Genomic DNA, 16,924 nt, shown 5'->3' with positions numbered 1-16,924 from the left:
TGACGGCCGCACCAGAAGTCGTGCGGTTGTGGTACTGCCACCGGCAGCGATCCAGCAGCACCGTTACCGGTATGACTACGGCACACTCACCCGCACTCATCGCACGCGGTCTGCGCTACGACTACGGCGCGTTCGAGGCACTGCGGGGCATTGATATCGACGTGCACGCTGGCGAGTTGTTTGTTCTGCTCGGCACGAACGGCGCGGGGAAGACCACAACCCTGGATGTGCTGGAAGGCAGGCGTCAGCCCGGCGGCGGCTCTCTGCGGACGCTCGGGATGGACCCATGGCGTCAGCGCCGCATGGTCACTGCCCGAGTCGGCATCGTGCTCCAGGAGTCCGCGCTGCCGCAGGAGTTGACCCCGCTGGAGTTCCTCCAGCTGTGGAACCGATTAACCGACGCGGCGGCCACGCACGTTCCTGCGGACAACAACCTCGCACGAGTGGGCCTCGCGCATCGCCGTGACGTGCGAATCGGCAGGCTGTCCGGCGGCGAACGCCGCAAGCTCGAGCTGGCCACAGCGCTGGCCACCGACCCCGAGCTGCTCATCCTCGACGAGCCAACCAGCGGACTGGATCCGGAGACAAGAGCGGATACCTGGGAGCTGCTGCGCGACCTCCTGCGGCGTGGCACAAGCATCCTGCTGACCACCCACTATCTGGAGGAAGCCGCCACGCTCGCGGACCGGCTCGCCATCGTGCACCGGGGCCGCGTCGCGGTCTCCGGAACCCTGGACGAGGTACTGACAGCGCACCGCATGACAACCCTGGCGGACGTCTTTCACCAGGTCAGCACCACATCACCCGAGGAGGCGTCCCGATGACGACGACAGTCGCACTCGCACGAGCCGAACTGATCATGCTCACCCGCAACCGCACGGCGCTGGTCAACGCGGTACTCATTCCGTTCGCCCTCGGCGTGCTGTGGATCGTCTCAGACTCGCCTACCGGCTTCGCGTCGTTCGGCGCTGTTCTGCAACTGCTCGTGCTGATCGCGTTCACCGTGCTGAGTGTGGCCACCACGACGCTGGTCGCGCGAAGGCAACAGCACCTTCTGGAACGGTGGCGCCTGTCAACGGCGCCCATCGGATCGATCCTCACGGGGACACTCACCCCCGCGCTGGTCCTGTTCACAGGTCAGGCGACCGTACTGCTCGCCATGACCGCGTACGCCACAGGCAGCGCGCCGAAACAGCCGCTAGTCCTCGGGATCGCGCTCGTGCTCGGTGGTGCGTTCGGGTGCGCTCTCGCCTTCGTGACAGCTGCGTTCACCCGGACGGTCGAGGCAGTGTCGGTCGCCCTGCTGCCCGCGTCGACCGCGCTGATCGGCGGTGGCATCTGGGCGAGCACCACCGCACCGGGCGAGCTCAGCTGGTGGATACCGGCGACCGGTGGTGGCGCGATCGCCCAACTCGTGCGGATCGGCTGGGACGGCGCACACGGCAGCGCTGGTCTCGGAGGCGCGCTCGGCGCAGCCCTCCCCAACGTCGCATGGCTGCTCGCCCTGACGGCGATGGCCGCCGCGATCGCCGCACGCACATTCCGTTGGCACGCCCGTGGGTGATTAGTCAGTCACGCGCACGGCTAACCTGTCGGTCACCAGACCGGCAGGTTAGCGCTCGACTTCTACCGCGGACGTCGGCCGCACCACGGTGGTCGCCGGGCACGCGGGGACACGGCTTGTAGCGCGAGTTGCCGTACTATCGGCTTCGTGGCCTCGCCAAGTACGAGGGCTGTTCGCGTTCGCGCTGTCCTTCGACGAAATCATCCCCACCACATTCACGCTGGGAACGAGCCTGGAGACGTTGCCGATCTGGATCATGAAAGACATCTTCCGCCCGAACCAGGTGCCGGTGGTCAACGTGGCCGCCGCCGTGCTGGTCCTCGCCTCGACCATCCCGGTGTACCTGACGCGACGCCTCTCCGGAGACGACGCCATCGGCAGGCGCCGCTGGGAAGGTTCCGCCCCGACGAGCATGCTCACCCGCGGGTCCTGGCGATACTGGTTAACCTGGACCAGTGCTGACTCACGACGTGAACCTCGATGACTGAACCCGGCGACCTCATCGCGGGGCGGTACCGGCTGCAACGTCTGATCGGGACCGGGGCGATGGGCGTGGTGTGGCAGGCCCGTGACGAGCGGCTGAATCGCGAGATCGCGGTCAAGAAGCTGCTGATCCAGCCCGGGCTCGAACCGGCGCGGGCCGACGAGGCACGCAGGCGGGCGATGCGGGAGGGCCGGGTCGCCGCGCGGCTGCACCACCCGCACGTCATCAGCGTGTTCGACGTCGTCGTCGATGACGACCTACCGGTGCTCGTGATGGAGTACCTGCCGTCGCGCAGCCTGGCGGAGCTCATGTCCGAGCGCGGGCAGCTGCCCGCGGCGGAAGTCGCACGCATCGGCGCGCAGGCAGCGTCGGCACTGGCGGCCGCGCACGACGCGGGCGTAGTCCATCGCGACGTCAAGCCGGCCAACATCCTCATCGCAGAAGAAGACGGCTCAGCCAAGATCACCGACTTCGGCATCTCGCACGCCGCGGGCGACGTCGCCGTCACGCAGACGGGCATGGTGGCAGGAACACCCGCGTACCTGGCGCCCGAGGTCGCGCGGGGCACCAAGCCCTCGCCAGCCTCGGACGTGTTCTCGCTGGGTGCCACGTTGTACGCCGCGGTCGAAGGCACGCCGCCGTTCGGCAACGCGGGCGAGAACTCGCTGGCCCTGCTGCACAATGTGGCAGCCGGACAGTTCCCGCCGCCGCAGCAGGCGGGCGTGCTGACCGGTCCTCTGCAGAGGATGATGCAGCTGGACGTGGCCAAGCGGGCCAGCGTGCGGGAGGCCGAGCAGATGCTCACCCAGGCCGCGGCCGGTCAGCAGTCGACGGCGGTGCTCGGCGCCTGGCCCGGAGGCCAGACGCCGACCCGCGCGATGAACCCGCCGACGCTACCCGGCGTTCCCCCGGCCGCGGAGTACGCCGAGCCGGTACCGGCTGGACCACCGAAGCGTTCAGGGCGGCGCTGGGCGATCGCCGCCCTCGTGGTCGCGCTGCTGGCGGGGATCGGGCTTGCCGCCTACTTCCTGTTTGACGGTGGCGACCCCGGTTCGGACACCGTCGAACTCACGCCAGCGGCGATGGAGGAAGCCGTCGCGGACTATTACGACCTGCTACCCGACCAGGCTGAGCAGGCGTGGGAGCGGCTGGGCCCCGCGCTGCGGGAGCAAGGCAAGCAGAGCTATCTGGACCACTGGTCGGACGTGGACGACGTCGACATCGTCGACGAGCCGCGCGCTATCGGCTCGGACACTGTCAGGGTCGGCATCGAGCTCGACCTCGGCGACGACACCGTCCGCAACGAGGTGCACTCGCTGACCCTCATCACCTCGCCCAAGCGGCTGCTGATCAACGACGACAGGCTGCTGCGCGAGGACGAGACCGGCCCGACAACGACCGAGCCGGAGAGCGACACCGAGCAGCCGACGACCACGACCGAGGAGCCAACTACCACGACCGTGCAGCCGACGACCACGACCGAAGAACCAACCACCACGACCGAGCAGACGGAACCGGACGTGATCCCGACGGAGGGGGGCGCGGCGGGTGAGGGCGCGCCGGACGAGAGCGCGACAGACGACGGCGCGACGGATGGCGGCGCAACAGACGACGGCACGGCGGGTGAGTGACCTCGTGCCGAATTCACCGCCGCGGCGAGGCAGCATCCTGTCGAGTTGGGGACAACTCCTACGCCGCCTCGGTGTGCTTGGTCAGCGCGTCAACGACGACGTCCCGGGTCGCCGGACCACGCGGCCGTGAGGATTTCCAGCGACTCGTCGAGCATCTGGCCGCGCAACCTCTCATCGGGCTGCTCGCCAGTCTTGGCGAACTCGCTGCCGAAGCGGTCACTGCCGAGACCGACTCCGAGCGTGACGCGGCCACCGCTGAGCCGATCCAGCGTCGCGGTTTCCCGGGCGACCTTGGTCGGACGGCGGCGGGCAAGACCCCGTGCCAACCGGCCTCCTCCGCCTCGGCCGCCAAGCGTGCGAGAACCCCAGGATCGGCAAGATCGTCAAAGATCGGTAACCAGAGCGCCGAGCGCATGGCCGTAGGGTACGTGTCCCGGCCGGTTTCGTGTATCGCATGATCCGGACGGTGCGGCCCAGTAGGGTGCGGACATGGTCGAACGGCTTGCTCATGTCGAACGTATGAGCACAGCTCGGGCGGTGGCGGACGAGCTCGATGACCGTCTGCGGGCGGTGGCCCGTCCAGAGCGCGCCGACGGCGAGCGCCGCTACCTGAAGAGCGATCTCGAACATCTCGGCGTGAGCGTCCCCGAGATCCGCAAGGTCGCCACAGCCGTCCACCGCGAGCGGCCGGACCTGACTCACGACGAGCTCGTGATGCTCGTTGAGGCGCTGTGGGAACAACCGGTGCACGAACGCCGAATGCTCGCCGCGGAGTTGCTCGACCTGGCGAACACCGCGTTGTCCGCGAACGACGTCCCGCTACTCGAACGGCTGCTGCGGGAATCCCACACCTGGGCGCTCGTAGACCCGGTGGCCATCCGCGTGGTCGGCACGCTGGTCGAGCGCGACCCCCAAGCCTGGGATCCGATCGTGCGACGCTGGGCCAGCGATGCGGACATGTGGCTGCGGCGGGCGAGTCTCCTCGTGCACCTGCCGCAGCTGCGCCGTGGCGCCGGTGACGTCGACCGCTTCACCGAAATCGCCGACGAGCTGCTCGATGAGCGCGAGTTCTTCATCCGCAAGGCGATCGGATGGGTGCTGCGAGAAACAGGCAAGCAACGGCCGGACCTCGTCACCGAATGGCTGCGGCCACGCGCCGCGCGCGCCGCCGGGGTCACCGTCCGCGAGGCCGTGAAACACCTACCCGAAGAGCACCGTGAACGGGTCCTCGCCGCCCGGCCGAGGCGGTCACGCGAGTCGTGAGTGGCAATCGGCGTTCTAACCCTGATCACCACTCACGACAGGACGCGCTACGAGAGTTTCGCGTGTTCCGGCCCCGCACCTCGCCCAGGCAGCAGCGCGACGGGCGGTAGCTCGCCGGTGACCAGCCGGTACGCGACGTCGCTAACGCGAGTGCGGTTGCCACGGCTGTAGGTGCGTAGCTGTTCCCAAGCCTGGTTCATGTCGACGCCGTGGGCGTGGGAGAGCAGGCCTTTGGCCTGTTCGATGGTGATCCGGTTGTTCAGCGCGTCTTGCAGTTGTTCGGTGACGACCTCGCCGCGGTGGATGGCGCGCTCCTGCAGGATGCCGATGGTGGCCACGTCGGCCAGGGCGCCCGCCACCAGCAGGTCCTGCTCGTTGATCGGACCCGGCTGGTGCCCGAACAGGTTCAGTGCCCCAATGGTCTGCTGGCGCAGCCGCATCGGCAGCGCGTGCACCGCGCGGTAGTTTTCCCGCATGGCTTCGGGCACGAACTGTGGCCAACGCTGCTCAGATTCAGACAAATCCGATACCAGGACCGGCTGGCCAGTGCGGAAGCTGTCGAGGCATGGCCCTTCGTCAGCCTGTAGCTGGAACAGTTCCAGCAATTGTGTGCGTTCATCGGACGATGCCAGTACCTGCAGGCTCCCCCGCTGATCCGACAGCATGAATCCGGCCGCGCCAGCGTCGAGCAGCTCCACGCAGCGAACGGCTAACTGGTGCAGCATTTCGGTGACGTCGTAATCGTCAACCAGGGTGTCGGCAGCGTCAACGAACGCCTGCAGCAGCCGTAGCTCCCGGGGCACACCGGATAAGGCTGGGTCATTCATCTCCAGGACTCCATTCGTCTCCTCGCCCAAGGTAGAACGGACAGTTGGCCACCATCCATCATGCATCGACCCGGTCACGGCCGGGGTCAAATATCGATACTTTCCAACCGTAGCCTGCGGGAGACGATTTCGCGGGCAACGTCCTCGACCAGCCGCCCAGTGCCGAACGCGTAGCCGCGCAGCCGCGCGAGCGCCAGTTCCGGCGGGACGCCGAGGTGGGAGATCAGCATTCCGGTCGCCTGGTGCACCTCCGCACGGTCGCGGCGCAACGGAGCGAGATCGCGCACATCGGCGTCGGTGCCATCACCGGAGGACGCGCCGACGATGGCTACGGCCGCCAGATCGACCACCCGCAACGCCGTCGCCAACTCCCCCGCGTTCAGCAGCCCAGGCTCGCGCCGGTACATGTCCATGGCACCGATGGTGATCGCTCCACTCTGGATCGGGAACGCGAACACCGCCCCGACCTGCTGATCGGCGATCTCGGAAGCGAACGCTGGCCACGAGCCCGCCCCGTCCCGCGCCAGATCCGGCACCAGCACCGGACGGCGCTCGTCGAACGCCTCGAAACACGGCCCCTCACCCATGGTGAACTGCACCGAATCCAGCCGCGCCATCACCGCATCGCTGGCGTGCAGTGTCTCCCGATGCTGGCTACCGCTCATCACCGAAACCGATGCCCCATCCACCGGCAACAACGCCACACACGCTCGGCACACCCGCACCAGCGGATCGATATCCGGGCTCTCCCGCCGCAACGCCGAGACCACAGCAGCACGCACGTCATCGTCCGACCGGCCCATGCCCTCGTCCGGCTCACTCATGCCGCACCAACACCAAGGCAGGCGGCACGCTCGGCCACATCAGCGACCTCCGTCGCTCGCAACGTCACGACATCCCGGCCGCGCCGGGGTCATGGCTCAGGCCGAGGGCTTGACCGGCACCCTACCCCGGCTGCCGATGCTGCTCGATCAGGCTGTTCACGAGTCGAAGTCGTCGCCTCGCCGGGTAGTGCGCACCTAGAACAAGTCGGCCATTCTATGGTACAAACAGTATGTGTCGCCTCGGGATCGCTCGAGCGCGACAGGCGCAGACTGCCCCTGACCCTGCCAGTCGAACCACATGGTCCGAACACGGCACAGGGGACGTTCATGTCAGAACAGCAGCGCACCATCTCGCACAGCTCCGACGTCGAGCCATCGCCTGGCTATTCGTATACGGCTACCCCGACGACGAGCCACATGACCCGCGATTCGGGAACCGTGCCTGATTTGGCGCATATCCTGGCCGGCATCACCGCAGCGGTGTGTGCTGCTGTGCCCGGAGCGGATTTCGCCAGCATTGCCCGGTACCGCGAGCCCCGTGAATTCTTTCCTGATGCGACGACTCATGTGATCGCGAACGAGCTCGAGCATTTGCAGACCCATCTGCGACAGGGTCCTGGCGCTGCGGCCATCCACGGCAGGAACACGGTGCACGTTCGCGCTATGGAAGACGAGCATCGTTGGCCAATCTTCGCTTTGCGAGCCAGCGCATTGGGCGTGGGCAGCATGCTCTCGTTCCGGCTGTTCGTGCAGGAGCACAGACCGTTGGGCGCCCTCAGCCTCTACGCCGTGGGAACGCGGGCATTCACCGCCGACGACACGATGATCGGCGGGGTGTTCGCCACGCACGCGGCGAACGCGCTGAATAGTGCGATCCAGCACGCCCAACTGGACGACGCTCGGGTGGGCCGTGATGCGATCGAGCAAGCCAAGGCATCCTGATGACGCGCGATCGCACTTGGACCGAACAGGAGTTCGACATTCTCCTGCGTGTCGTGCAGGCCGCACTGGGCCGAATGAAGGTTTATAGAGTGGACTGGTCGCAGTAGCTGCCTGCGCAGTTTGCGGCACCCCTGTAGCGGGTATCAGTAAGTTGTATGCCGCCCGTGACCCCGGCGGATGTTGAGTAGAAGCCGGGAGTAGCAATGCGGTCTTCAGTAGCCAACGACACGACAAATGCTCCGACCTCGTGGGAGCAGCAGGTGTCGTACTACTTGCGTAGCGGCAATCCGAATGCACTGGATGAACTGTTCGATCAGTTCAGCGCAACGGTCTATGGAGTCGCACACGGAATCGTGGGCGACCGCGACGCCGCCGAAACCATCACCCAGACGGTCTTTCTTGGGGTGTGGCGCCATCCGGACACGGTCGTGGCGGCGATCCACGGTGGTGGGCTGCGGTGTGCCCTGGCTGCGCTGGCCAGGGCTGAGGCGCTGCACTGGCGGCGTGAGTACGGGCTGCGTTCGCGACATGCCCCGGAGCTGCACACAATCCCTCACAGCGAGCGCCTCGTCGATGACACTGAGTGGGCCCTTGCCGAAGTGATGCGGTCGCGGACGGCCAGCTGTCTGACGTCTCTTCCTGGCGGCGAGCGCGTAGTACTCGAGGCAGTAGCTTTCAGCGGTGACACCGTGGCCGAGGCGGCCACCAGGGTGGGCATCTCGGTCGCGGACGCTGCCATCCGACTGACCAGCGCGTTGCGGCGATTGACCGCCCAGTTGCGTTCCCCGGCGATGCCTCAGGGAGGTGATAAGGCATGACGCCTATCCAGGCCTCGCAGCGGCCCCCGATGCGGGCTACTGAGTTCGCCGAGCTGACCCGCAGTGTCAAGCATGCCGGACTGCTTGATCGACGACGCGGCTACTACATCCTGCGCATCACCGTGAATCTGCTGGTGTTGGCCGGTGGCGGTGTGCTCTTCGTTCTCGTCGGCGACTCGTGGTGGCAACTGTTCACAGCGGTGTTTTTCGCGGTGATATTCACCCAGTTTGCGTTCATCGGCCACGACGCGGGACACCGGCAGATCTTTCGCGGCAAGCGAGCGAACGACGCGATCGGATATGTCCACGGTGGCATCGTCGGCATGAGCTACGGCTGGTGGGTCAGTAAACACCATCGTCATCACGCGAACCCGAACCACGAGCAGGACGATCCCGACATCGACATCCCCTTCCTCGCGTTCACACCAGGTCAGTCACGTGCCAAACGCGGCATCCTGCGCTGGATGACGAAATACCAGGCGTATCTGTTCTTCCCGCTGTTGCTGCTCGAAGGCATCAATCTGCACGTCTCCAGCGCCCAAGCCGTCTGGCGCGGGCAAGTGGCATCGCGCAAGCTGGAGGCAGGGTTGCTACTCGCGCATATCGGCGGCTATCTCGCCGCGGTGTTCCTGGTGCTGTCCCCTGGCACCGCGGTGGCGTTCATCGCCGTGCACCAGGGGCTCATGGGGATCTATCTGGGATGTTCGTTCGCCCCCAACCACAAAGGCATGCCGACCTGGACCAGTGGCGTCTCGCTGGACTTCCTGCGCAGACAGGTGCTGACCTCCCGCAACGTGCGCGGCGGCCCCTGGATCGACTTCGTGTACGGCGGTCTCAACTACCAGATCGAGCATCACCTGTTCCCGACGATGCCGCGGCCCAACCTGCGCAAGGCACAACCCTTGGTGCACCGGTTCTGCCTTGACCACGGCATCGACTACAGCCAGTGCGGGCTGCTGCGCTCCTACTGGCACGTGCTGCACCACCTGCATGCGCTCGGCGCACCACTACGCGCGGCGGCGTAGCACCGAATCTCTGCGGACGAAGCTCCGAATCTCTCGAGGTGTCAATTGCAGATCAGATCAACACTGCTCACCACCGCGGTCGCGGCCGCGCTGTTCGGACTAGCCGGCTGCGGTTCCACCGATGAACCGAGCCAGCCCCAGACACCGGCGCCGACGACGCAGCCAGGCGAGACGACCGTGGCCGAAACCGACGAGACCACCGAGGCGGCCGCGGCGCCTGCCAAGATCAGGATCAAGGACTTCGAGTTCACCCTGCCCGATTCGGTGGCGCCGGGCGCGGAGATCACGGTGACAAACGAGGACAACACCGCGCACACGGTGACCGCGACCGAGCAAGGCGGCTTCGACACCAACATCCAGGGCGGCGAGACCGCGACGTTCACCGCGCCGTCCGAGCCCGGCAGTTATCCCCTGGAGTGCACCTTCCATCCCAGCATGACGGGGACCTTGGTCGTCGAATGACCCACGAGGCCGAGGCTCGACCCTACCCAGCCCAGCCCAGCCACTCGATCGAGTGATTTCTCGTCGGCGGCCGATCTGTAGCCGACGCGACGTTTGTCGCACCCCTCGGTCGGACACGTTCGAAGAGTGATCCGCACACGAAAGGAGTTACCGGAGAAACGACGCAAATCCCAGTCGATCAGCGCACCGAGCCACGCGCACGAGTGGGGTGCTTGATCAGGGGATGTTGTGAATCGAAAACCCGCCTGGTGTGGGTAGTCCAGGAGCGGGTGCGTGAGCCTCGCTCCGATTGTGATGTAAGGAGTTTCCGATGCAAACCAAGATTCTGCGGCCATTGGCGATCGCGGGGACGCTGAGTCTCGCCCTGTTCTTCCCCGGGTCCGCGATGGCACAAGGCGGCTCGGAGTCGTTTCAGACGACGCTGGAGCCGTTGAACGACTCCGGCGGCTCGGGACAGGCCTCGCTGCAGTTCAACGGTGACCAAGCCACGGTGACGGTGTCCTACTCGGGGTTGGCCGAAACGTTTCAAGACGGACCGTTCCCGCACGCCCAGCACATTCACATCGCCGGCAAGGGCCAGTGCCCTGATCAGTCATTCGACGAGAACGGTGACGGTGTGGTGGACACCCCTGAGGGGCAACCCGCTTACGGTGAGATCGGCACGTCGCTGACCACTGAGGGTGACACCGGCGCTGACTCGGGCCTCGCGGTGGAGCGCTTCCCCGGTGGGCCGAATGCCAACTACGAGCGCACGTTCGAGCTGAACCAGGAATCGGCCGAATCGGTGCGCAACGGCACCGGTGTGATCGTCGTGCACGGGCTGGACCCATCCACATTGAGCGATGAGGCCGCCAACGCCAAGAGCCCGCTCGACGACTCGCTGCCGCTGGCCGCGACGGCGCCGGCGCTGTGTGGCGCCCTGAGCGCATCGCAGATGGGAGCCACGCCTGAAGGTGGCGCCGACACCGGTGGTGGCAGCACCGCCGGAATCGAGAACGAGTGGCTGTTCGGCCTGGGCGGCCTGGCGCTGGCAGGCGCTGCCGGTGCCGGTGCGCTTGCCCTGCGGCGTCGCGAATCAGGCGAGCAGAGCTGAGCATGCCCAGCACAGGTGAACAGTCGGTGTCGTGCCGATGAGTGAGTCGACACCGACCACGGGTGGCTATCGCCGCGGCAAGATCGCCGTGGCGGTGGCGCTCGTGCTGGCCGTACTCGGCGGGCTCGCGATCGTGCTGGGTGTGGTGACCCAGCAATCGCCGCCGCAGCTGTCCGATGGCGCCGCCGGATCCCTGACCCGGTCGCAGTCCTCTGCGCCGTCCGAGCAGGAGCCAACGACGGAGCCCGCTACGGGCGGGGCCGAGCCGGACATCAAGGGGCCGGTGCTGGAGCCGTCCAAGCCGGTAGCGTTAGCCGTCCCAGCCATCGGAGTGCGTTCGCGGTTGCTGCATCTCGGCCTGCAGGATGACCGAAGCTTGGAGGTTCCGCCGGAAGAACCGGATTCGAAGGCGGGCTGGTTCAACCAATCCCCGACCCCGGGCGAAGCCGGACCGTCAATCCTGCTTGGCCACGTCGACTCCGCAGAATACGGGCCAGCGGTGTTTTTCGAACTCACCAAACTGGCCAAGGGTGACAAGGTCACAGTGGATCGGGCCGACGGCACCACCGCGGTGTTTCGGGTCGACCGCACCGAGCGGTACGCCAAGAACGAATTCCCCACCCACGAGGTGTACGGCAACATCGACCACGCGGGACTACGGCTGATCACCTGCGGCGGCGAATTCGACCTCGAAGAAGGCAGCTACGAAGACAACATCGTCACCTACGCCACCCTCCAATCCAGCCACCCCACCACATAACGCTCAAGCATCTATTTCTCGAACCGGACGACTCGGAGGCTGCCATGAATACCAATGGCCGACAAAACATCACACTCTGGGGGCTGGCGGGAGTGACAGCAGTCGGGCTCGTAATCGACGCCGTGGTCCATTTTCGTCTCGCATCGGACTACCAGATGGCGTTCCCAGACGGCATCGGCGGCGGCACGGTCTTCCGAATCCAAGCCGTTGTCGCCGTGCTCGCCGCGGTGTACGTGCTCGTCCGCCGAAGTCGGCCATCGTTCGCGGTCGCTTTCCTGATCGCCGTCAGCGCGTTCGGTGCCGTGCTGCTCTACCGCTACGTCGACGTGCCGCAGTTGGGACCCATCCCCGCGATGTACGAGCCGATCTGGTTCTTCGAAAAGTCGTTGAGCGCCGTCGCGGAAGGCATCGCCGCGCTCACCGCCGTGATCGGCGTCGCCGTTGGCTCCAGATCCGCCGCGGAGCCCGTGCCCAGTCATAGACGCTGAGCGGCGCGGGACTTCTCACCGCGTCGCCGACACGTTGTGGAAGCGGCGACGTAGCTCGGCGAGTGCCCGGCGCGCGCGGGCCTTGACCGTGCTCACCGGAACGTCCAGATGTTCGGCGAGTTCGCGGCAGGAAATGCCATGGCCGTAGGCCAGCACGAGCAGTTCTCGCTGCTGGTCGTCGAGGGTGCCCAGCGCGTCCCGAACCGCGGCGCGGTCCAGGAGGTGCTGCGCTTCGTCTGCGGCATCCGGTGCGGTGACGCTGTTCAACTGCCCGGCCACTTTGTGGTCGCGTGCTCTGGCGGACTGGGCGTTGCGTACGCGGTCAATCGCCCGGCGGCGAGCGATGGTCACTATCCATCCTTCGGCGTCGCCCCGGCTGTGCTGGTAGCGGGCTGCGGTGCACCAGACCTCGAAGAAGACCTCCTGCGTCACCTCCTCGGACTGGGCATGGTCGTTGAGCACAGCAAGCACCGCGCGGAAGACCAGCGGGAAGCCCGCGCGGTACAAGACGTCGAACGCAGCACAGTCGTGTTGCGCGATCCGACCGAGCAAATCGTCCATCGACACCGCCTCCACCCGCAGCTACCTCGCGTCGGCAACCGCATGCGAACGGGCGCGCTACTCCCACGCCATCAAGGCATTCGGAGTCGACCGGACTCGGGTTTGGTCAACCAGCGGCGGAATCACGTTCAGCGCAACCTGGCGCCCAGGTTGCTGGGATCTGCCCCGAGCTCGACGTAGAGCCTGGCCCACGCGCGGTCGACGTCAGTCGGTCCAGCGCCGTCGCAGTACGGTTTGCGCCCGTGTGAGGTGTAGTAGCGCAGCAGGGTCATGGTTTCTTCGCTGCGTCGCATGGTGTCGTCGGTATAGCGGGCCCCGGGGCCTTCTTCCTGGTGACGCATACAGGTGATGTCGGCTCCGCGCTCGTTATCGAACCGGGGGCCCGGTTCAGGGTCACCCCCCGGCGTGCAGCCGGCAACGATCATCGTCGCCGCGAGTAGACAGCTCAGCCCACGCATACCGGCTTCACTTGCTCCGCAAGGTCTTGAGGGTTTCGCGAGCCAAGGGTGCATCGACCGGTGAGAAGTGTGGGTTGATGCGCAGAGCCCGCTCCAGCGCGGCGGTCGCATCGGCCGTGCGGCCGAGCGAGGCGAGGATCATCCCTCGGTGGAAGGCATAGTCCGCGTTTCGCTCACCGAGTGCGACAGCACGGTTGGCGTAGGTCAACGCATCGGCGTCACGCCCGTTGAGGTGCAACGCCCAGGCCAGCGCGTCGGCCACCGACGTGTGCTTGCGCCGTTCCCATTCCTGCCGGGCATACCGCAGGGCCTCGGCCTCGCGGCCCCGGTCGGCCGCGACCTCGGACGCCGTCAGTGCTTCATTGGCGCCGTCGGCTTCGAGCTCACGTAACCGCTGGGTGATCAGCCGGTACTGCTTCTCGGCGTCAGCCTGCCGGTCGGCCAGACTGAGCACGGCGGCGTACTCCTGCCGGTATTCCGGCAACGGACTCCGCGACACGATCTCCTGGTAGCTCGTGAGGGCTTGATCGATGTCACCGCGGGCGACGTCGATCATCGCCTGTCCCTCGAGCAGGGGGATGTTGCGCGGGGCAACCAGCAGGCCCTTGCGGAACTGGTCAGCCGCCTCGGCGAGCTGCCCAGATGCGAAAGCCAGCTCGCCGAGCAGATAGCGACTGAACGCGACGTCGGCTGGCCGGCCAGCAGCGCCTAATGCGCGTTCCAGCGCGCGGCGTGCGTCCTCGACTCGGCCGTGTTGCTCGAGGTCGTAGGCGGCCCGGGTGAACGACGCCACGCCCGGCTCGAGGTCAAGCATCCGTTGGACGGCCGCGGTCGCCGCATCCGGATTGCCGAGCTGGGTATGCGCATCGGCGAGCGCACCGTAGACCTCGGCGGTGTCCGGCAGCACCGTCTTGGCCTGTTCGCCCCATTCCCGGGCCGATGAGAAGTTGTGCCGTGCGTTGGCCAGCGCGGCCTTCCCGATCAACGCCGTCCCGTTGTCTTCCGGCTGCTCTCGCAGCGACCGGTCCAGCGCCTCGTCCGCGTCGGCGTAGTAGTCGGTATCACCGGTGATCCTGGCCTGCTCGATGAAAGCAAGTCCGAGCTGAGCCCAGGTCTCAGCATCCTGCGGGACGCGTGCCAGCCTGGTGCGCATCGACTGGATCGTCTGGCTACCTTGGTCTGCCAGCGACACGACCTGCCGCGGCATGTCTGTCGGCGCGGTGTCGCCATCCGCCGAGAACAGCGCGGGGGCGTTGATCGCGAGCAGCACACCCCCCGCGACGATCGCCGCGATGGCGAACTTTCCGCGCTTGCCATTGGCGGCCCGTGACATTGGCGGGTCCTTCCCGTAAGGCCCGGGTGCTGCCTGCATGGCAGCACCCGGGGGGGTTGCACTAGTCGGTCGCGGTCAGCCGGACACCCCGGCAAGACCCCGGTCCGGCCTGCGGCGCAGCAGCCACACACCCGAGCCGATCAGGATGACCGCTACCAGCGCACCGAGCACGGGCTCCGCAGCAGGCGTCCAACTTCCTCCGCTGCCGCCACCGGCTGGTGGCACGGCGGATGCACCACCGGAGGATCCGTCGCTCGAGGCGGCGTTGTGCGGCAGCGCGACGTACGGGAACGTGGTGCCGAACGAGCGGTCGTTGGCGTCCACCTTGTCTCCCGCGGCGAGTGCCGGCACGATCTCGCCGGTGCGCACCGCTCCTTCCAGCGCCTGGATCGAGATGTCGACGACGTCGTCGGTGAGACGCCGCCCGTTCGGGAAGCCCTGCAGATCTCCGGCAAGCACACCGAGACGGTTGGGTTCCTCCGCGGGTGGGATCGACGTGTTCAGCCGCAGCATCTCCGACGGCCGGAACCGGTCGGCGTCAACGTCGGAGTTGTTGAGCTGCGAGTTCAGGTCGACGTCGATCTCGTCACCACTCTTGGTGGTGATACCAGTCAGGAAGATCTCGACCAGGTCGTTGCGCGGCGTCTCCGGTGCCGGTATGCCGTAGATGGCCTCGATCAGCCTGGGCACCTCGGGATCGGTGACCCGTCCGACCAACGCATCGTTGTCCGCGTCCTCGACGGGCTCGGAGGCGTTGAAGCCGTCCTTCATGCCCGCGGCCGGGATGACCTCGTTGATCAGCGGGTTGCCCAGGCGGGAGACCTGCACGTCTCGACCCAGTTGTTTCTCCTTGCCTTCCTTCCTGAGAGTGAGCGATGTGCGCTCGGTGTCGCTCCACACACCGATCACGGGGTTGCGATCCGCGTCGCCCTTGAGCGCCAACTCCGACTTCGGCACCTGTAGCGCGATGGTGTTGACGTTGAACCCGGCGAGCGTGTCCCTGCCGGTCTCGGACAGGTCGCCACCGTAGAGCAGGTCGAACACGCGTAGGTCGAGGAAGAACGGGTCGTCGGCCTGGCCCGCGAAGCTCTTGCCGCCGTCGGGCAGGTCGGTGATCGCCTGGTCACGCAGGGCCTCGTAGTCCGGCATGGACGCGGGCCCGACGTTGGACGGCGCCACCTGGCCGGAACTGATCAACTCCGTTGACCGGCCCCTGTGGTCGATTACCTCGAGCGTGTAGGACTGCCGGAAAAGTAAGTTCTCGTCATCGAGCGAGGTCACCGGGCCGTTGGCGTAGAGGAACGTCGAGTTGCCTCGGCGATCGTCGGTGCTGAAGGTCCACCGGTAGGTCAGATCGGGTTTGGCGTCCCCGTCGGAGTCAATGTTGATGTCGTGATGGGCGTCGGTCGCCCACGGGTAGAAGTTCGGTCCACCATCCGGTTCCTGGAACGGGAACCAGTTCGCCACCACAGTGACCATGTCAGGGTCGTCCGGGCTGACGAACGCGTAGACGTCGGTGTTGTCGACCGGCGGGTCGCCGAGGATCAGCGGCGCTTCCCTGTGACTGGACGCGCCCGCCGGTCCGGACGAAATGCCGACCAGCACGGATGCGAGCACCGTGCTACCGGCAGCGACTAAAGCAGTGGCCACACGCCGGCGGCGTGTGGGACGCGAGGATGACATGCGCATTCCCTCCATCGGCCGCCGTCAGCAACCTTCGCGACCGAGCTACACAGATACGGACGCCTGTCGAACGGGGCACACGGCAGGCGAAGTCCTTACACTTCACTGTTCGAAGCGGACGGCCCAGTGGACACTGCGCATTCGGGTGAATCTGACGTCAACCTGTTGCTGAATTTCGCGGTGAGGAAATGTGATTTCGATTGCCGAACCGTTACATGCCCTCGGCACCCTGCTTGATGGCCTCCCGGATACGGAAGTAGGTACCGCAGGCGCACATGTTGCGGATCTCGTCGATGTCCTCGTCGGTGATCGTGCCGCCCTTGTGCTTGACCTCGCGCACCTTGTCCACGGCGGCCATGATCTGCCCCGGCTGGCAGTAGCCGCACTGCGGCACGTCCCGGTCGATCCAGGCCTCCTGCATCGGGTGCAGGTCCTTGCCGACCGTGGCGGGCAGCCCCTCGATCGTGGTGATCTCGTCGTCGGGGCCGATCTTGGACACCGGCACCGAGCAGGGGTTGAACGCCTTGCCGTTGATGTGGCTGGTGCACGCCTTGCAGACGTTGATGCCGCAGCCGTATTTCGGCCCGGTGATGCCGAGAACGTCGCGCAGCACCCACAGCAGCCGCGTGTCGTCTTCGATGTCGACCGTCACCTGACGGCCATTGACCTTGAAGGTGTGTTTGGGCACGGAAGCTCCTAGCAGTTGCG

20 protein-coding genes are annotated in these 16,924 nt (G+C 66.5%); 12 read left to right on the top strand and 8 right to left on the bottom strand.

The genetic code is table 11. From position 1 onward, the window contains the following. The first annotated feature begins 71 nt into the window (after positions 1-71). From AMYHA_RS07705 to AMYHA_RS27520, 4 genes are all read left to right on the top strand, one after another. Entirely contained in the window at positions 72-824 is a 753-nt protein-coding gene (locus tag AMYHA_RS07705) for an ABC transporter ATP-binding protein (protein ID WP_051399646.1), read from the top strand. Then, positions 821-1,564: an ABC transporter permease gene (locus AMYHA_RS07700; protein WP_034269454.1), complete on the top strand. Its 744-nt coding sequence runs from the start codon at positions 821-823 to the stop codon at positions 1,562-1,564. The genes AMYHA_RS07705 and AMYHA_RS07700 overlap by 4 nt, the downstream gene beginning before the upstream one ends. A gap of 241 nt (positions 1,565-1,805) precedes the next feature. Continuing rightward, positions 1,806-2,048, top strand: coding sequence for a hypothetical protein (locus AMYHA_RS28485; RefSeq protein WP_456236140.1), 243 nt, complete (start codon positions 1,806-1,808; stop codon positions 2,046-2,048). Next, complete coding sequence (locus AMYHA_RS27520) at positions 2,045-3,679, top strand: protein kinase domain-containing protein (protein WP_051399645.1); 1,635 nt, start codon at positions 2,045-2,047, stop codon at positions 3,677-3,679. The genes AMYHA_RS28485 and AMYHA_RS27520 overlap by 4 nt, the downstream gene beginning before the upstream one ends. 89 nt (positions 3,680-3,768) lie before the next feature. Here AMYHA_RS27520 and AMYHA_RS07685 read toward each other — a convergent pair whose 3' ends face one another. After that, positions 3,769-4,005, bottom strand: coding sequence for an LLM class flavin-dependent oxidoreductase (locus AMYHA_RS07685; RefSeq protein WP_051399644.1), 237 nt, complete (start codon positions 4,003-4,005; stop codon positions 3,769-3,771). A 193-nt stretch (positions 4,006-4,198) separates the two neighbouring features. Here AMYHA_RS07685 and AMYHA_RS07680 point away from each other — a divergent pair, with 193 nt between their 5' ends. Next, positions 4,199-4,942: a DNA alkylation repair protein gene (locus AMYHA_RS07680; protein WP_034276285.1), complete on the top strand. Its 744-nt coding sequence runs from the start codon at positions 4,199-4,201 to the stop codon at positions 4,940-4,942. 47 nt (positions 4,943-4,989) lie between these two features. Here the strand turns inward: AMYHA_RS07680 and AMYHA_RS07675 are convergent, their stop codons facing one another. After that, positions 4,990-5,769 (bottom strand): GAF and ANTAR domain-containing protein, encoded by a 780-nt coding sequence (locus AMYHA_RS07675; protein WP_084036923.1) that lies wholly within the window; start codon positions 5,767-5,769, stop codon positions 4,990-4,992. 86 nt (positions 5,770-5,855) lie between these two features. Beyond that, positions 5,856-6,593 (bottom strand): GAF and ANTAR domain-containing protein, encoded by a 738-nt coding sequence (locus AMYHA_RS07670; protein WP_034269445.1) that lies wholly within the window; start codon positions 6,591-6,593, stop codon positions 5,856-5,858. A gap of 327 nt (positions 6,594-6,920) precedes the next feature. Between AMYHA_RS07670 and AMYHA_RS07665 the strand changes: the two genes are divergently transcribed. From AMYHA_RS07665 to AMYHA_RS07635, 7 genes are all read left to right on the top strand, one after another. After that, a complete protein-coding gene (locus AMYHA_RS07665; protein WP_169732904.1) occupies positions 6,921-7,535 on the top strand; it encodes a GAF domain-containing protein in 615 nt (204 codons plus the stop codon). A gap of 203 nt (positions 7,536-7,738) precedes the next feature. Further along, complete coding sequence (locus AMYHA_RS25595) at positions 7,739-8,353, top strand: RNA polymerase sigma factor (RefSeq protein WP_157361914.1); 615 nt, start codon at positions 7,739-7,741, stop codon at positions 8,351-8,353. Then, positions 8,350-9,378 carry a fatty acid desaturase family protein gene (locus tag AMYHA_RS07655; RefSeq protein ID WP_034269442.1) on the top strand — a complete coding sequence of 343 codons (1,029 nt, stop codon included), beginning with the start codon at positions 8,350-8,352 and terminating at the stop codon, positions 9,376-9,378. The genes AMYHA_RS25595 and AMYHA_RS07655 overlap by 4 nt, the downstream gene beginning before the upstream one ends. Positions 9,379-9,423: 45 nt before the next feature. Further along, complete coding sequence (locus AMYHA_RS07650) at positions 9,424-9,840, top strand: cupredoxin domain-containing protein (protein ID WP_051399640.1); 417 nt, start codon at positions 9,424-9,426, stop codon at positions 9,838-9,840. A 310-nt stretch (positions 9,841-10,150) separates the two neighbouring features. Beyond that, positions 10,151-10,933: a hypothetical protein gene (locus AMYHA_RS07645; protein WP_034269439.1), complete on the top strand. Its 783-nt coding sequence runs from the start codon at positions 10,151-10,153 to the stop codon at positions 10,931-10,933. A 37-nt stretch (positions 10,934-10,970) separates the two neighbouring features. Further along, positions 10,971-11,693: a class F sortase gene (locus AMYHA_RS07640; RefSeq protein WP_034269437.1), complete on the top strand. Its 723-nt coding sequence runs from the start codon at positions 10,971-10,973 to the stop codon at positions 11,691-11,693. 122 nt (positions 11,694-11,815) lie between these two features. Continuing rightward, positions 11,816-12,181, top strand: coding sequence for a hypothetical protein (locus AMYHA_RS07635; RefSeq protein ID WP_196776856.1), 366 nt, complete (start codon positions 11,816-11,818; stop codon positions 12,179-12,181). A gap of 15 nt (positions 12,182-12,196) precedes the next feature. Here AMYHA_RS07635 and AMYHA_RS07630 read toward each other — a convergent pair whose 3' ends face one another. The 5 genes from AMYHA_RS07630 to AMYHA_RS07610 form a co-directional block, all read right to left on the bottom strand. Next, positions 12,197-12,742 carry a sigma-70 family RNA polymerase sigma factor gene (locus AMYHA_RS07630; protein WP_157361911.1) on the bottom strand — a complete coding sequence of 182 codons (546 nt, stop codon included), beginning with the start codon at positions 12,740-12,742 and terminating at the stop codon, positions 12,197-12,199. Positions 12,743-12,870: 128 nt separating this feature from the next. Beyond that, positions 12,871-13,035: a hypothetical protein gene (locus AMYHA_RS27810; RefSeq protein ID WP_231104654.1), complete on the bottom strand. Its 165-nt coding sequence runs from the start codon at positions 13,033-13,035 to the stop codon at positions 12,871-12,873. Between the two features lie 172 nt (positions 13,036-13,207). Continuing rightward, entirely contained in the window at positions 13,208-14,533 is a 1,326-nt protein-coding gene (locus AMYHA_RS07620; protein WP_034269426.1) for a tetratricopeptide repeat protein, read from the bottom strand. 75 nt (positions 14,534-14,608) lie between these two features. Beyond that, positions 14,609-16,183, bottom strand: coding sequence for a DUF4331 domain-containing protein (locus AMYHA_RS07615; protein ID WP_231104653.1), 1,575 nt, complete (start codon positions 16,181-16,183; stop codon positions 14,609-14,611). A gap of 244 nt (positions 16,184-16,427) precedes the next feature. Then, positions 16,428-16,904 carry a (2Fe-2S)-binding protein gene (locus AMYHA_RS07610; protein WP_034269423.1) on the bottom strand — a complete coding sequence of 159 codons (477 nt, stop codon included), beginning with the start codon at positions 16,902-16,904 and terminating at the stop codon, positions 16,428-16,430. Between the last annotated feature and the right edge of the window lie 20 nt (positions 16,905-16,924).

The sequence above is a fragment of the Haloechinothrix halophila YIM 93223 genome (assembly GCF_000504245.1).
Classification (GTDB): domain Bacteria; phylum Actinomycetota; class Actinomycetes; order Mycobacteriales; family Pseudonocardiaceae; genus Haloechinothrix_A; species Haloechinothrix_A halophila.
Note: the sequence above shows the minus strand (reverse complement) of the source record. Positions and strands in the feature narration are given on the sequence as shown.

Bases quoted from the DNA above. Each gene is read 5' to 3' on its own strand.
- AMYHA_RS07645 (WP_034269439.1), top strand. From the start codon at position 10,151: ATGCAAACCAAGATTCTGCGGCCATTGGCGATCGCGGGGACGCTGAGT.
- AMYHA_RS27520 (WP_051399645.1), top strand. From the start codon at position 2,045: ATGACTGAACCCGGCGACCTCATCGCGGGGCGGTACCGGCTGCAACGT.
- AMYHA_RS25595 (WP_157361914.1), top strand. From the start codon at position 7,739: ATGCGGTCTTCAGTAGCCAACGACACGACAAATGCTCCGACCTCGTGG.
- AMYHA_RS07705 (WP_051399646.1), top strand. From the start codon at position 72: ATGACTACGGCACACTCACCCGCACTCATCGCACGCGGTCTGCGCTAC.
- AMYHA_RS07630 (WP_157361911.1), bottom strand. From the start codon at position 12,742: ATGGACGATTTGCTCGGTCGGATCGCGCAACACGACTGTGCTGCGTTC.
- AMYHA_RS07640 (WP_034269437.1), top strand. From the start codon at position 10,971: ATGAGTGAGTCGACACCGACCACGGGTGGCTATCGCCGCGGCAAGATC.
- AMYHA_RS27810 (WP_231104654.1), bottom strand. From the start codon at position 13,035: ATGCGACGCAGCGAAGAAACCATGACCCTGCTGCGCTACTACACCTCA.
- AMYHA_RS07700 (WP_034269454.1), top strand. From the start codon at position 821: ATGACGACGACAGTCGCACTCGCACGAGCCGAACTGATCATGCTCACC.
- AMYHA_RS07620 (WP_034269426.1), bottom strand. From the start codon at position 14,533: ATGTCACGGGCCGCCAATGGCAAGCGCGGAAAGTTCGCCATCGCGGCG.
- AMYHA_RS07665 (WP_169732904.1), top strand. From the start codon at position 6,921: ATGTCAGAACAGCAGCGCACCATCTCGCACAGCTCCGACGTCGAGCCA.
- AMYHA_RS07680 (WP_034276285.1), top strand. From the start codon at position 4,199: ATGAGCACAGCTCGGGCGGTGGCGGACGAGCTCGATGACCGTCTGCGG.
- AMYHA_RS07675 (WP_084036923.1), bottom strand. From the start codon at position 5,769: ATGAATGACCCAGCCTTATCCGGTGTGCCCCGGGAGCTACGGCTGCTG.
- AMYHA_RS07655 (WP_034269442.1), top strand. From the start codon at position 8,350: ATGACGCCTATCCAGGCCTCGCAGCGGCCCCCGATGCGGGCTACTGAG.
- AMYHA_RS07670 (WP_034269445.1), bottom strand. From the start codon at position 6,593: ATGAGTGAGCCGGACGAGGGCATGGGCCGGTCGGACGATGACGTGCGT.